The sequence below is a fragment of the Streptomyces hamibioticus genome (assembly GCF_047946815.1).
In the GTDB taxonomy this organism is placed as follows: domain Bacteria; phylum Actinomycetota; class Actinomycetes; order Streptomycetales; family Streptomycetaceae; genus Streptomyces.
Genome location: NZ_JBKKQY010000001.1, coordinates 4,172,970 through 4,186,747, shown reverse-complemented (window position 1 = coordinate 4,186,747; position 13,778 = coordinate 4,172,970). Strand labels below are relative to the sequence as shown.

Sequence of the window (13,778 nt, the reverse complement as noted above, 5' to 3'; positions counted from 1 at the left end):
CGCACCCCGGCAACCCACCAAGACCGAGACCGACCCGCACCCCGGCAACCCACCGAGGCAACACCCCGGCCGCCCGGCCACCGCCCGACGCCGGGCCACCCCTTCGTGACCAATCCGCAACCACTTTTGGTCTTGACCGAGTCCCATCAACCAAGCGCGCGCATACGCTCGCCGCATGGTCGACTCCACAGCGTCCCCCACCACGCCCGCCGACCCGGCCGCCGACCCCGCGGCACGGAACCGCGCGACCCCCGCGGACCGACCCGTCTACGTCATCGGCGCCAGCCCCGGCGGCCTGTCCGTCGCCCACGCACTGCGTGCCCAAGGCATACGCGCCGTCGTCCTGGAGCGCGCCGACCGGGTCGGCGCGTCCTGGCGAGGCCACTACGACCGGCTGCGCCTGCACACCACCCGCCGCCTTTCGAGCCTGCCCGGCCTGCCCATGCCGCGCCGCTTCGGCCGCTGGGTGGCCCGTGACGACATGGTCCGCTACCTGGAGAAGTACGCCGAACACCACGCACTGGAAATCGTCACCGGAGTCGAGGTCTTCCGCGTCGAGCGCACACCGGACGAGACCGGCTGGCTGCTGCACGCCACGGGCGGCCGCCGGCTGACCGGCGCCGCGGTGGTGGTCGCCACCGGCTACAACCACACTCCGCTGCTGCCGGACTGGCCCGGCCGCGCCACCTACACCGGCGAGCTGCTCCATGCCGCCGCCTACCGCAACGCCCGCCCCTACGCCGGCCGCGAGGTCCTCGTCGTCGGCGTCGGCAACACCGGCGCCGAGATCGCCGTCGACCTGGCGGAGGGCGGCGCCTCCCGGGTGCGGCTGGCGGTCCGTACCGCCCCGCACCTGGTGCGGCGCTCGACGATCGGGTGGGCCGCCCAGCACACGGGTGTCCTCGTCCGGCACCTCCCCGTCGGCCTCGCCGACCGCCTCGTCCGGCCCCTGGCCCGGCTCAGCGTGCCCGACCTGTCGGCCCACGGCCTGCCCCGCCCGGACACCGGCCTCTTCAGCCGGGCGGCCGAGGGCGCCATCCCGGTCCAGGACGTCGGCATCGTCGACGCCGTGCGCCGCGGCCGGGTCGAGGTCGTGGCCGCCGTGGACGGCTTCGAGGACGGCAAGGTGACTCTCGCCGACGGCACCCGCATCGCCCCGGACGCCGTCATCGCCGCCACCGGTTACGCCCGCGGCCTGGAGCCGCTCGTCGGTCATCTGGGCGTACTCGACGAGCGCGGCAGACCTGCCGTCCGCGGCGCCCGCACCCCGAAGGACGCCCCGGGCCTGTACTTCACCGGCTTCACCAACCCCGTCAGCGGCATGCTCCGCGAACTGGGCATCGACGCCGCGCGGATCGCCAAGGCCGTCGCGAAGGAGAAAGCGGAACAGGTCTCCCGGATGCCGGGCTGACTCCCGTCCCACCTCGGCCGTCACCACGACTCGGCCTCCTCCGCCCGCTCCTGACGTGCCGTCGGACGCGCCACCCGCTCCGCCGCCGGGGGGGGGAGGAACCCGCGGCTCAGGCGAGAGCCGCGGGCACCACCTGCTCCGTGCGGCGGCGGATCACCAGGGCCATCAGCGCCACCGCCGCGCACAGCGCCCCGGAGGCGTACCAGACCACGTCGTACGAGCCGAAGACGTCGCGGGCGACGCCACCGAGGAACGCCACCAGCGCGGCGCCGATCTGGTGCGAGGCGAGAACCCAGCCGAAGACGATCGCGCCGTCGTCGCCGTACTGCTCCCGGCACAGGGCCAGGGTGGGCGGCACGGTGGCGACCCAGTCGAGGTGGCCACCTGCGGCCGGGGGGTTCTACGCCCTGCCGGACGTCGGTCTGCCCGACGCGGAGATCCCGGACTGGCTGCCACTGGTCGCCGGCCGATTGGCCACTGCGGGGCCCGGGCACGACCCCCAGAGCCGCGGCTAGGACGTCAGCACCCGCCCCGCCCTCCCCGCCTCCCTCCCCGCTTCTCCGCCCGGGCCCACTCTCCGGTCAGCCCGCAGTGCGGCAGCACTGGGATCTCGAAAAGTTGTCCACAGGCTGTGGACAGACGGGCCGCCCTGCGTTCCCGCTGCCGGCGACGCCCGATCCGTTCAGCGGTGGGAGGGGCTTCCCCCTGGAACCGGTCGCCCTGCCGTGAGCCCTCGAACGGTCGGCCGGCGGCGCGGCGCTGTCCGCCCCGAGGACGGCACCGCGCGCCGCCGACCCGACCCGGCGTTCCCACCCCGGCTCCCCGTGGCCCCTGATGCGGGGGAACCGACGCCGAATCACGACCCACACTCGCCGAGGGCCCCGTCACCGAACCCTCGTCGTCCCCTCACGGCGAATCGTTGACCACAAGCGTGATCAAACGGTCACGAGCCGTCAACACCCAACAGGGGATTCCTTACCCGCACCGTGCTCACAACGGACGCGCACGGAAGCACACACCGGCGCACAGCAACGTCCGCCGCCCCGGGAGGCCGTAGGGCCGAGCATCCCTGCCCCTGCCCCTGCCCCTGCCTCTGCCTCTGCCCCTACCCCTGCCTCTGTCCCCGTCCATGGCCTGGGTCCGGCCCACTACACCGCCTCGTACGCGAACCCCTCGAACGCGACCGTCCCGGCGCAGGGCGCCGCAGGCTCCTCGGGCCCGGCGCAGCGGTCCAGTTCGCACCAGATGCGCTTGCCGGCACCCTCACGGCTCCAGCCCCAGCGGTCGGCGAGACCGTCGACGAGGGCCAGCCCCCGGCCGCCGGTCGCCTCGCCGCCCACGCACCGAGGCACCGGAGCGCGCTCGCTGGTGTCGGCCACCTCCAGGCGGACGGTGGCGTCGTCGGTCACGGCCCCCGGCAGGGAGAGCCGCAGGACGGCGGGGCAGCCCGTGTGCACGACGGCGTTGGTGACGAGTTCGGAGACGAGCAGGACGAGGGTCTCGGCAAGCGGCTCGTCGGCCGCTATCCCCGACCCGGCGAGCCTCGAGCGGGCCCACTTGCGGGCCCGCCCGACCTCCGCGGGGTCGGGCCGGATTTCCAGCTGCACTTGAAGCACCTGCACCGCTCACACCATCCGAACCGGCGGACACAAAGGCTCGCACCTCATGAGGGCCACGATCGTAGCCATTTTCTGCATGGCCAGAACAACGGCCGGGGTAGGGATCACAGAACGTGAGTCCCTTGTGGGACAGCATGGTTGACGTACAGTCACCCCAACAAGCGCTTCGGGCATATTCCAACGCGAAGGAGTACCCGTGCGGCATACTGTGCGACGCTCGTTGCGGGGAGTCGAACAGGCGGCGGCCGAAGGCCGTTCCGCCCTGCGAGCGGCGGTACGCACCGCCGGTTCCGGAGCCGCCCCAGGGGCAACACCGGCACGGTTCGCGCTCGGGACCACTCGCATCCACCACAAGGTACCGGAGCCCGGCGCCGACTCCGGGCCGTGACGGGTCACATGCAGGACACAACCCCGCATCAACGCTCCGTGATACCGACGTGCCACGATCGGTGACACCCGCCGGAGCCCGCCCGGCGACACGGCGCACAACCGCAGGCAGCCGCGGTGCGGGGGGTGGTCAGCCGTCGGCGGACAGGAGATCCCGCGCGGGAGCCTCTTCACTCTGCGTAGCGACTCCGGTGCGTGAGGTGTGGAGACCGGGCGAGTCCCGGCCGCAGGTGCGCCTCGGACTCGCAGGTGAACGCCGTGCCGCCGTGCGCCTGGACGCAGTCGCGGGCGCTCCGCGGGGCGGCCCCGCCGGCGAGCGGCCGGGCGGCGGCGATGTCCGCCGGGCCGGGCGGTGACCGCGGCGGCCCGGACGGCGGCGCGGGCGGTGCCGGTGCGCACGGGCATTCCGGCGCACAGGTGCGCGATGGCCCGGAAGGCGCCGATCGGCCGCCCGAACTCTTCCCGGGCCCGGGCGTGTTGCGCAGCCGCCCGGCGGGCCGGCCCGCTCCGCGAGCGCTCCCCGGGCGCTACTCCGGCACGGTGAAGTAGCGGGCGAAGGCGGGGATGACGTCGGCCTCGCCGACCTTGCCGTCGCCGTCGGTGTCGAGCGCCGCGGCGGCCGACCGGGCGGTGTTCTCGGGCACGCCGAACACGGTGAGCACGCGCGCGGCGTCCGCGACGGTGACCGCTCCGTCGCCGTCGGTGTCGGCGACGTCCAGGGCCGCGTGCAGGAAGGGGCGGGCGATCTCGGCGAACCCGTCGGGGTTGTCGCGCAGCCGCTTGACCGCGCCGGTGACGAACTCCTCGCGCGTGATGCGCTGGTCGCCGTCCCGGTCCGCGATGCCGGCCATGCCCTGCCAGAACGCCTCGGCGCCGACGTACAGGGCCTGTCCCTTGTCGGAGCGGGCGGGGGTGGCGAACTCGGCGAGCAGCGCCTTGGCCGCTCCGTTGAAGTCCTGCCGGTCGATGTAGCCGTTGCCGTCCTGGTCGAAGGTGGCGAACCGGGCGGCGATCCTGCGCTCGTACTCGCTGCTGACCATGTCTTCTCGGGCCGCCTTTACGTCACGTCGGATGGGTACGTCTCGCACGGAGCGTACGACGCCGGGGACCGTCGCGGAGCCGGAAGGCGACGCCTGTGCCGAGACCGGGGGAATTCCGCGACAACACTGGAACGCGCGATCGACCCTAGGCCGACAGCGGGCGCGGTTCGTCGCCGGTGGCGGAGGCCAGGTCGGGGTGGACGTCGAACAGACGGCGGACGCCGAGGGCGCCGAGGACCCGGTTGACGTGGGAGCCGTCGGCGGCGCCCCGGGCCGGCAGGATCAGGCGCAGACTCCCCTGGCAGGAACGTATGAGGCGACGGGAGGCGATGAGGACGCCGACGCCGCTGGAATCGCAGAAGAGCACTTGGGAGAGGTCGAGGACGAGGCTGTGGCGCCCTTCGGCCACCACGTCGTGCACCCGCTGGCGCAGCACCGGCGAGGTCACCAGGTCCAGCTCGCCCGACACCTGCAGCACGGCCCACTCGCCCTGCTCGGCTCCGGTCACATTGAACGCCACCACCATGCCCTTCACTCGGCGATTCGTCCGGATTCATCCGAAACGGAAGCTGCGCCTACGCTTCTTGGGCGCGCGCCTGCCCACCGGCCGTGCCCGCAAACACGCCGCCGGAAACGGCCGCCGATCGAAAGAGGCTTGTTTTAGCCGCTTTCGATCCTGTTCGATCGTATCCGGTCGCACGATGGAGGGGCCGGGTGGCCGGCGGGCAGCCCTATCACCCGCGGCCCGCCGGGGGCGCGCTTTGCCACAAAGGGGCGTGCGCTGTCAGATGTGCCGACTACATTCGGGGGGACGAGGGCCGCAGGCTGGAGGGGACGAGCAGGGGGTGAAGGGGCCGCATGGCGAAAAGGAACGCGCCGTTGCGCTGGGACGGCAAGATGCAGCAGCGGCTCGCGCGCGGCGAGGCGGCCGCCCTCGGCGAGCTCTACGACCGGTACGCGTCCCTCGTGCACGGCCTCGCCCACCGCGTCCTCGGTGACGAGCGGGCCGCCGACGGCATCACGCGCGACGTCTTCGCGCACGTCTGGGAGCATCCGGACGCCTACGACCCCAGGCAGGGCCCGCTGCGCACGTGGGTCGCGACGCTGACCCACCGGCTGGCGGTCCAGCGGCTGCGCGCCACGGAGACCGCCGCCCTCGAGCGCGGCGGCGCCGGCAGCGCCGAGGAGCTGGAGAGCAAGGTGCGCCACGCCTCGGTCGCCGCCCGCGCCGACTACATCGTCCAGTCCATGCCCGCCCCGCTGCGCGCCGCCCTGGAGCTGGCCTACTTCCAGCGACGCGACTACCGCCAGACCGCCGCCGACCTCGGCGTCACCGAGGACGAGGCCCGCCGCCGGCTCCGCCTGGGGCTCCAGCTGCTGTCCACGGCCCACGACGCGGGAGCGCCCGGGGCGCCGCCCGGATACGGGGGTGCGGCGTGAGCGAGTACGGAGGCGAGTACGGCGGGCCGGGCCGACAGGAGAACCCCGACGGCACCCACGGCACCCACGGCACCGGGGCCGTCCCGACATGGCCCGGCGGTGCCGGCGACCCCGGTCCCGGGGTCGGTGACGGGTACGGCCCGGCCGGCGGGGAGGGCCGCGGTTCCGGGGCCGGGAGCGAGTACGGCCCGGCGGGCCGGGACAGCCGCAGCCCCGGGGCCGGGGACGGGCATGGCCCCGCAGGCCGGGGCGGGCGCGGTTTCGGGGCCGGGGACGGTTCGGCGGCGGACGGGGGCGGGGAGGGGCCCGTGCCGGGGCCGCCGCGGATACCGTTGCCGCGTGCCGCGGTCGAGGACTCCGGGGTGCCGTTGCCCCCGCCCTCCGACGTCATCGACACCACGGGACGGGGCGGGCCGCTCGTGCTGGAGCACGACGTACTGAAGTCGCTCCTCGGGGCGTGGGCGCTGGCCGCCTGCTCGCCGGAGGAGGCCACGGCCGTCGAGGAGCACCTCGGCGCCTGCGGCGCCTGCGCCGAGGAGGCGCTGCGGCTGCGCGACGCCGTCGGGCTGCTCCAGCGGTCCGAGACGCTGGACCTGGACCCCGCCCTGCGCGCGCGTGTCCTGGAGGGCTGCCTGGATCGGCGCCCGCCGCGCATCCCGGTGCCCGAGTGGGCCGTCCCGTACGACGCCGAGACGGCACGGCTGGACGCCCTGCTCCAGGACTTCGGCGACGCCGAGTGGCATGCGCCGGTGCGGCTGCGCTGGTTCGAGGCCGACGACGTGGCGAGCCGCCGCACCACCGTCGCCGGGGTCATCGCCCATCTGCTGACCGTGGACGGGCTGGTCGCGGTCGCCCTCGGCCTGGCCGACCCGCTCGGCGAGATCGCGGCACAGGAACCGGCCCCCGCGAGCCGCACCGAGGCGTACTGGCGCGCCTCGCGCTTCCCGCCCACGCGCACGGTGCGGGCGCCCTGGCGGGAGCAGAGCCACGACATCGTCCGCACGGCGGGCTTCACCGGCAGCTCCGCGGGCCGGCTGCCGGTCTCCTACGGTGACTACGCCCTGCCGCTGCACGACGCCCTGGTGGACCGGGCGTTCGAGTGCTGGGTGCACGCCGAGGACATCGCCGACGCCGTGGACTACCCCTACGACCCTCCGTCGCCGCGCCATCTGAACCGCATGATCGACCTCGCGGCCCGGATGCTGCCCGGCGTGCTGGCCGCGCGCCGCCGGGCCGGGCTGGCCTCGGCCGGCCCGCAGCGGCGTCTGGTCGCGGCGGGCGAGCCGGGCCGCAGCCTGCGGCTGGAGATCGAGGGCTCCGGCGGCGGCGAGTGGCTCATCCCGCTGGACTCCCCCGCCGCGCTGGGCTCCGCCGAGCACGAGGTGGCGCACGTGGCGCTGGACGGGGTGGAGTTCTGCCGGCTGGCCGCCGGCCATGTGCCGCCGGCGGAGGCCGTGGCGGGGCAGGTCGGGGACCGGGAGGCCATCAAAGACGTGCTGTTCGCGGCGGCCAGTCTGAGCAGGATGTAGCGGCGGTTGCCGGATGCGTCGGCGGCGGGTCGTCGGCGGCGGGTCGTCGGTGGCCGGTCGCGCACCATCCGCAGCCGCCGACCCGCCGACCCGCCGACGAACGAACCTCCCGGGCTCCTAGGCGAACACCACCGTCCGCCGCCCGTTCAGCAGGATCCTCCGCTCCGCATGCCACTTGACCGCCCGCGCCAGCGCCTGGCACTCCACGTCCCGCCCGATCGCGACCAGCTGGTCCGGCGTGACGTCGTGCCCCACCCGCTCGACCTCCTGCTCGATGATCGGCCCCTCGTCCAGATCCGCCGTCACATAGTGCGCGGTCGCCCCGATGAGCTTCACGCCCCGCGCGTGCGCCTGGTGATACGGCTTGGCGCCCTTGAAGCTCGGCAGGAAGGAGTGGTGGATGTTGATGATCCGCCCGGCCAGCTGCTTGCACAGGTCGTCGGAGAGCACCTGCATGTAGCGGGCGAGGACGACGAGTTCCACGTTCTCCTCGCGGACGATCTCCAGCAGCCGCGCCTCGGCCTCCGGCTTGGTGTCCTTCGTCACGGGGATGTGGTGGAAGGGGATGTCGTAGGACCCCACCAGCTCGGCGAAATCGGTGTGATTGGACACCACCGCGGCGATCTCCACGGGCAGCGCCCCGATCCGGGCGCGGAAGAGCAGGTCGTTCAGGCAGTGGCCGAACTTGCTGACCATCAGCACGATGCGCATCTTGTCGTCGGCCCGGTGGATCTGCCAGTCCATGTGGAACGAGTCGCCGATCGCCGCGAAGCTGGCGCGCAGCTTGGCCACCGTCACCGGCGCCTCGGCCGAGAAGTGGACGCGCATGAAGAACAGACCCGTGTCGTGGTCGCCGAACTGCTGGCTGTCCTCGATGTTGCAGCCGGTCATGAACAGATAGCTCGACACGGCGTGCACGATGCCCTGCTTGTCCGGGCAGGAGAGCGTGAGGACGTACTGCTCGGCGGGGACCGCGGCTGGGGTGGACTGCTCGTTCATGCAGCACAGGGTCCCATATCCGGCGCCCCGCCCGGCGTCCGTCCCGCTACGTGGACCGCGTCAGAATGCTCAGCACCTCCAGGGTGCGCGGCGCCGCGTCCGGGTCCTCCCCGTCGCTGCTCGCCAGCCGCACGTGCGCGTCCCGGGCCGCCCGCACCGCCTCCGGCCAGGCGGCGTGGTCGAGGTAGGCGGAGACCGGGGCGTCCGGCCCCACCTGGTGCATGATCCGCAGCACCCGCAGCACGGCGGTGTCGACGAGCGCCGCCTCCTGGGAGTCGCGGAAGATGGTGCCGACGTACTTCTCGGCGGACCAGTGGTCCAGCCAGGTGTCCTCGACCAGCCGGTACACCGCGTCGGTGACGTCGCCGTAGCCGTCCACGCCGGCCAGCCAGACGTCCCGCTGGAAGGCGGGGTCGGAGAGCATGTGCAGCGCCGAGCGCACGTTGCTGCGCCAGCGCCACCACGGCATGTCGTTCAGGGGCATGCCGCCCATGGTGGAGGAGCGACGGCCGCGACGGGAAGAGTTCTCCGAACCTTGCACGGTCATCGATCGTACGTTCCCCTCCATGCGTGCCTCACCGGCCCCCGTAATTCACCTCCGTGTCACTCCTCGTTGACCGCAGGTGACGTCCAGGTTAGTCGTGTGGCGGAATCGTGCGGACCATGACCGGCAGCAGGCCACGCACCCCCCGCGCCCTCCTCCCCCGCCTCCTCCGACCCGCCGGCAAACGCGCCCTGACCGCGGGTGCGCTGGCGGCGTGTGCGTCGCTCGTCGCCGGCTGCGGCGTCGTCCCCGGTGTCACGGGGGGCACCGGGGGCGGCCCGATCACCGTCATGACCTGGGCCCCGCAGGACACCGGCGCCACCAACAAGCCCGGTATGCCCGCCTTCGCCCAGGCCTACGCCCGCTGGATCAACAAGCAGGGCGGCATCAACGGCCGTGAGCTGACCGTGCTCACCTGCAACGAACACAACGACAGCATCTCCGCCGCCAAGTGCGCCCGGCGGGCCGCCAAGGAGGGGGCGGTCGCCGTCGTCGGCTCCTACAGCCAGCACGCCGACTCCTTCTTCCCCGTGCTGGAGGGCGCCGGCATCCCGTACATCGGCGGGTACGGCATCAACAACTCGGAGTTCACCAGCCCCCTGTCCTACCCGGTCAACGGCGGCCAGCCGACGCTGCTGGCCGGCCTCGGCAGCGCGCTCGCCAAGAACTGCGGCCCCGTCACCCTGGTCCGCCCCGACACCATCGCGGGCGACCAGCTGCCCGCGATGCTCGACTCCGGTCTGCGGGCCGGCGGACACGGGCGCGCCGCCGACCAGCGCGCGCCGGAGGACGCCACCGAGTACAGCGGGCAGTCGGAGCAGGCCCTCCGGCGGGCGACGGCCGACCCGCTGACGGAGGGCTGTGTGGTCCCGGTCCTCGGGGACCGCACCAGCACCTTCATGGACTCCTTCCGCCGCGCCCGCCAGGGCTACCCCGACGTGCGCACCGGCACCGTGCTGGGCAGTGTCGACCAGTCCACGATCAACGCCACCGGCGGCGCGTCCAGCCCGTACGAGGGGTCGTACATCACCAGCTGGTACCCGGTGTCGACGGACCCGCGCTGGGATCCGATGAAGAAGGTGATCCAGCAGGAGGCCTTCGGTGACAACCGCATCGACGCGGCGGACGCCGGCGTACAGACCACCTGGATCGCCTACACCGCGTTCAAGGCGATCGCCGAGTCCCTGGGCGACGGCGAGGTGACCGCCGGCACGATCACGCGGGCCCTCGACGACGGGCTGAAGGTCGGCACCGGCGGGCTCACGCCCACCCTCCAGTGGCACTTCGACAACAAGCTGTCGTCCGTCGGTTTCCCACGCCTGGTGAACACCGACGTCACCGTCCAGGTCGTCCGGGACGGGCGGCTGGTGGCGGCCCGCAAGGGCTCCCTCGACACGACGGAGACCCTGCGCGAGGCCGAGGTGCACTGACCCGCCCCGCCGCCCCCGTCACAGCTGGGTCGGCTCCCGCTCGGTCAGACCGTACGTCCGCGCGATCTTGTTCCACAGCTTGGCGGCCTTGGCCTTCTCGGTGCTGGCGACGCCGCTCGCCCGGTTGCCGGCCTGCAGCTGGGAGGTGGTGCGGGCCTTGCCCTTCTTGCAGCCCTTCTTGCCGGCCGTCTGGTCGGCCCAGGCCGCGTAGTGGTTGTCCGCCGACGCGGAGGCCTGCCACGCCTTGGTCAGGGCGGTGGTCAGCGCCGCGTGGTCGGGCAGCTCGTCGACCGACAGCCCCTTCAGGCGGGTGACCAGACCGGTGCGCTGCTTGGCCGCGTCCCGCAGGTCCTTGGCCGCCCGGGAGAGGTTGTCGCAGGACTTGACGTCCGTCACGGCGTTGATCACCGCCGTCCGGCTGTTGCCACTGTCCGCGAGCAGCTTGTCCAGCTCCACCGCCTGTTCCTCGGCCGGGTCCACGGTCGGCGACGGGGACGCGGACGTCTCGGTCACGGGGGCCGTGGCGGACAGCGGCTCCTTGGCGTCGTCGGCCCGCTCCTCGCCGCCACCACCGGCGAGCAGCGCGCCCGCGCCGACCCCGACGACGGCGAGACCGACGCCGATCGCCGCGAGCAGCGGCACGCGCGAACCGGTCCGCCCGCCGCGACCGCCCCGGCCGCCGTCACCGCCGTGACCGGCGCGCCGCCGGCCGCCACCGCCGCCGGGGCCCTGCGGGACGTACCCGGGCCGGTCGGCGCGGGCCGGCTCATCGAAGACGGGCAGCTGCTGGGTGGCCGAGACCACGTGGTCGCCGCCCGGCCCGCTGCGGAAGAGGTTGTCGAACTCGGCGGGCGGCTGCCGCCCCGCGTCGCCGCCCGGCGCGGTACCGAACGGCGCCCCCGCGGTCTGCCCGGGAACGGGCGCGATGTACTGCGTGGCCTCGGCATCGGGTCCGGAGGCCGGGCCGGAGGCGGGCGGCAGCGGGCCGGGCTGCGCGGGCCGGCGCAGCATGCGGGTGTCCTCCGAGGAGGGCCCGGCGGCGTTCTCGGGCGGCAGCGCGCCCGGTGCGACGGGCGGTATGTACTGCGTGGCGCCCTCGTCCGCGGAAGCCGCCACCGGCGGTATGTACCGGGTGGCCCCGTCGTCGGCGGGTGCCGTCACCGGCGGTATGTACTGGGTGGCGCCCTCGTCGGCACGGCCGGGCGGGGGCCCGGCCGGCTGCCCGTGCCCGGCGTACGGCGCCTGCGGGCCACCGTAGGCCGCCGGGGGCTGCGCGCCGTACGACGGCTGGGTCCCGTACGCCGGCGGCTGCGCGCCCTCAGGAGGCAGCGGGCCCGGACCGGACACGGACGGACCGCCGGCCGGGGGCTGCGCCGGGCCCGGCGCGGACCAGTCGCCCGGTCCGTCGGCGGGCGGCTGCGCGGCCGGGGCCTGCTGGGCGGTTTCGGGCGTGCCCCAGGACTGGCCCGGTGCGGCGCCCCAGCCCTGGCCCGGGGCCGGGTTGTGCTGCCGGTCGGGCCCCCACGGCTGGTCCCAGGCCTGGCCGCCGGCCGGGGCCGCGGCGGGTGCGGAGGACGGTGCGGGTCCGCCCGCCCGGTGGCCGGCGGTACCGTTCGCCGGGCCCGGCAGCAGGGGTTCACCACCGTCGGAGGGCAGCACGATGCCTTCGCGCGCGGGGCGCCGCGAGGGCTCCTCGCCCTGTCCACTCTGCGTCACCGGGACTCCTACGAATGGGGGACCTTCGTCAATCGTCGGCTCACGCTACCGGTCCCCTGAGCCCGTTGCCACGCCGCACAGGACGTGACCTCCTTCCCTGTGACCGCAGTAACAAAACCAGGCCGCGGCGCGCTGTTCACGTCACCCCCGCCTCACCCCCGGCTCGTTTCCCGTGGGTTCACGCCGCCGCGGGCCGAACGTTCACGCGGCCGCCTGGAGATCGAGCCGCGCCCCGAACTCCCGTACCACCGCCTCCTCCCGGTACGGCTCCAGCCGCTGCTGGAAGTCCTCCAGATATTCGGCGCCCCGGTCCGAGCGCAGGCTGCGCAGCAGTTCCACGGCCTTCAGACCGGTGCTGCACGCCTCCTCGATCTCCCGTTGCTGCACCTGCGCGGTGGCCAGCAGCACATAACCGATGGCCCGCCTGCGCGCCCGGGTCTCGGGGTGCCCCGCCAGGGACTGCTGGGCGCACCGCGCAGCCGCCTCCGCCTGTCCCAGGTCCCGGTGGCAGTGCGCCAACTCGTCGGCCAGGTAGGCCTCGTCGAAGTGCGCGATCCAGGCCGGGTCGTCCCCGGCGGCCGCATCGGCGGACTCCATCGCGCCGATCGCGCGCCCGACCGCCGTCTGGGCGGCCCGCACGTCGCCCATCAGCGCGTGCCCGCGCGCCTCGGCGGCGTGGAACATCGCCTCCGCACGCGGCGTGACGCGTCCGCGCGCCCCCTCCTGCGCCGCCCGCGCCAACTGCGCGATCTCGCGCGGGTTTCCGAGCTGCGCGGCCAGGTGGCTCATGGACGCGGCCAGCACGTATCCGCCGTAGCCGCGGTCGCCGGCGGCCTGCGCGAGGCGCAGCGCCTGGATGTAGTACCGCTGGGCGAGGCCGGGTTGGCCGGTGTCCACGGCCATGTACCCGGCGAGTTCGGTCAGCCGGGCCACGGCGGCGAACAGGTCGCGCCCCACCGCCTCCCGGTAGGAACCGGCGAGCAGCCCGGAGACGACGCTGTTCAGGTAGTGCACGACGACCGGCCTGACGTGACCGCTGCCGTACTGGTGGTCCAGGTCGACCAGCGCCTGCGTCATGGCCCGTACGGCCGTGACGTCGGACTGGCCCACCCGCGGCCCGGCGGAGCGCGCCACCTGGGAGTCGGGCGTGGAGATCAGCCAGTCGCGGCTGGGCTCCACCAGGGCGGAGGCGGCGACGGAGGAGCCGGACAGGAAGTCACGGCGCCCGACGTCGCTGCGCCACAGCTCGCAGACCTGCTCGATGGCCCCCAGCACGGTCGGCGAGAACTGCAGGCCGACACCGGACGCGAGGTTCTTGCCGTTGGCCATGCCGATCTCGTCGATGGTGACCGTGCGCCCCAGTTTGCGGCCCAGCGCCTCGGCGATGATCGCCGGTGCCCGTCCGCGGGGTTGCTGTCCGCGCAGCCAGCGCGCCACGGACGTCTTGTCGTAGCGCAGATCGAGACCGTGCTCGGCGCCGCACATGTTGACCCGGCGGGCGAGACCCGCGTTCGAGCAGCCCGCTTCCTGGATGAGCGCCTGCAGCCGTTCGTTCGGCTGCCGCGCGACGAGAGGCCTTGCGGCCATGGCGTACCCCCTGCTTCATGGCTCGGGTGCCTGCCCACGCACCGAGTTGACGTGTCTTCCGGGCCGGCTCCCTGCG

The 13,778-nt window shown here is 74.1% G+C and carries 12 protein-coding genes and 1 pseudogene; 4 read left to right on the top strand and 9 right to left on the bottom strand.

Features of this window, described 5'->3' with window-relative positions; genetic code table 11:
- Window positions 1-175: 175 nt before the first annotated feature.
- A complete protein-coding gene (locus ACLGIH_RS18910) occupies window positions 176-1,411 on the top strand; it encodes a flavin-containing monooxygenase (RefSeq protein WP_416526421.1) in 1,236 nt (411 codons plus the stop codon).
- 109 nt (window positions 1,412-1,520) lie between these two features.
- Here ACLGIH_RS18910 and ACLGIH_RS18905 read toward each other — a convergent pair.
- The 5 genes and pseudogenes from ACLGIH_RS18905 to ACLGIH_RS18885 form a co-directional block, all read right to left on the bottom strand.
- A pseudogene (locus tag ACLGIH_RS18905) lies at window positions 1,521-1,787 on the bottom strand (MFS transporter); the annotation flags it as partial.
- A gap of 772 nt (window positions 1,788-2,559) precedes the next feature.
- Window positions 2,560-3,018, bottom strand: coding sequence for an ATP-binding protein (locus ACLGIH_RS18900; RefSeq protein WP_416526420.1), 459 nt, complete (start codon window positions 3,016-3,018; stop codon window positions 2,560-2,562).
- A gap of 18 nt (window positions 3,019-3,036) precedes the next feature.
- Window positions 3,037-3,861: a hypothetical protein gene (locus ACLGIH_RS18895; RefSeq protein WP_416529420.1), complete on the bottom strand. Its 825-nt coding sequence runs from the start codon at window positions 3,859-3,861 to the stop codon at window positions 3,037-3,039.
- Window positions 3,862-3,944: 83 nt separating this feature from the next.
- Window positions 3,945-4,457 carry an EF-hand domain-containing protein gene (locus tag ACLGIH_RS18890; protein ID WP_416526419.1) on the bottom strand — a complete coding sequence of 171 codons (513 nt, stop codon included), beginning with the start codon at window positions 4,455-4,457 and terminating at the stop codon, window positions 3,945-3,947.
- Window positions 4,458-4,602: 145 nt separating this feature from the next.
- On the bottom strand, window positions 4,603-4,983 hold the full coding sequence (locus ACLGIH_RS18885; protein ID WP_416526418.1) for an STAS domain-containing protein: 381 nt from the start codon (window positions 4,981-4,983) through the stop codon (window positions 4,603-4,605).
- Between the two features lie 332 nt (window positions 4,984-5,315).
- Here ACLGIH_RS18885 and ACLGIH_RS18880 point away from each other — a divergent pair, with 332 nt between their 5' ends.
- Window positions 5,316-5,897, top strand: coding sequence for a sigma-70 family RNA polymerase sigma factor (locus ACLGIH_RS18880; RefSeq protein ID WP_416526417.1), 582 nt, complete (start codon window positions 5,316-5,318; stop codon window positions 5,895-5,897).
- On the top strand, window positions 5,894-7,426 hold the full coding sequence (locus ACLGIH_RS18875) for a zf-HC2 domain-containing protein (protein WP_416526416.1): 1,533 nt from the start codon (window positions 5,894-5,896) through the stop codon (window positions 7,424-7,426). Before ACLGIH_RS18880 ends, ACLGIH_RS18875 begins: the two co-directional genes overlap by 4 nt.
- 117 nt (window positions 7,427-7,543) lie before the next feature.
- On the opposite strand, the gene purU is transcribed toward ACLGIH_RS18875, so the two are convergent.
- Both purU and ACLGIH_RS18865 read right to left on the bottom strand, forming a co-directional pair.
- On the bottom strand, window positions 7,544-8,425 hold the full coding sequence (gene purU / locus ACLGIH_RS18870) for a formyltetrahydrofolate deformylase (RefSeq protein WP_416526415.1): 882 nt from the start codon (window positions 8,423-8,425) through the stop codon (window positions 7,544-7,546).
- A gap of 46 nt (window positions 8,426-8,471) precedes the next feature.
- The gene (locus tag ACLGIH_RS18865) at window positions 8,472-8,972 is read right to left on the bottom strand and encodes an SCO4402 family protein (protein WP_416526414.1); all 501 of its coding nucleotides are present in this window, start codon (window positions 8,970-8,972) and stop codon (window positions 8,472-8,474) included.
- 116 nt (window positions 8,973-9,088) lie between these two features.
- Here ACLGIH_RS18865 and ACLGIH_RS18860 point away from each other — a divergent pair, with 116 nt between their 5' ends.
- Window positions 9,089-10,399 (top strand): ABC transporter substrate-binding protein, encoded by a 1,311-nt coding sequence (locus tag ACLGIH_RS18860; protein ID WP_416526413.1) that lies wholly within the window; start codon window positions 9,089-9,091, stop codon window positions 10,397-10,399.
- A gap of 18 nt (window positions 10,400-10,417) precedes the next feature.
- On the opposite strand, the gene ACLGIH_RS18855 is transcribed toward ACLGIH_RS18860, so the two are convergent.
- Together ACLGIH_RS18855 and ACLGIH_RS18850 are read right to left on the bottom strand one after the other, a co-directional pair.
- Complete coding sequence (locus tag ACLGIH_RS18855) at window positions 10,418-12,115, bottom strand: hypothetical protein (RefSeq protein WP_416526412.1); 1,698 nt, start codon at window positions 12,113-12,115, stop codon at window positions 10,418-10,420.
- Window positions 12,116-12,316: 201 nt separating this feature from the next.
- Entirely contained in the window at window positions 12,317-13,702 is a 1,386-nt protein-coding gene (locus tag ACLGIH_RS18850; RefSeq protein ID WP_416526411.1) for an NsdA family TPR-like regulatory protein, read from the bottom strand.
- Window positions 13,703-13,778 lie beyond the last annotated feature (76 nt).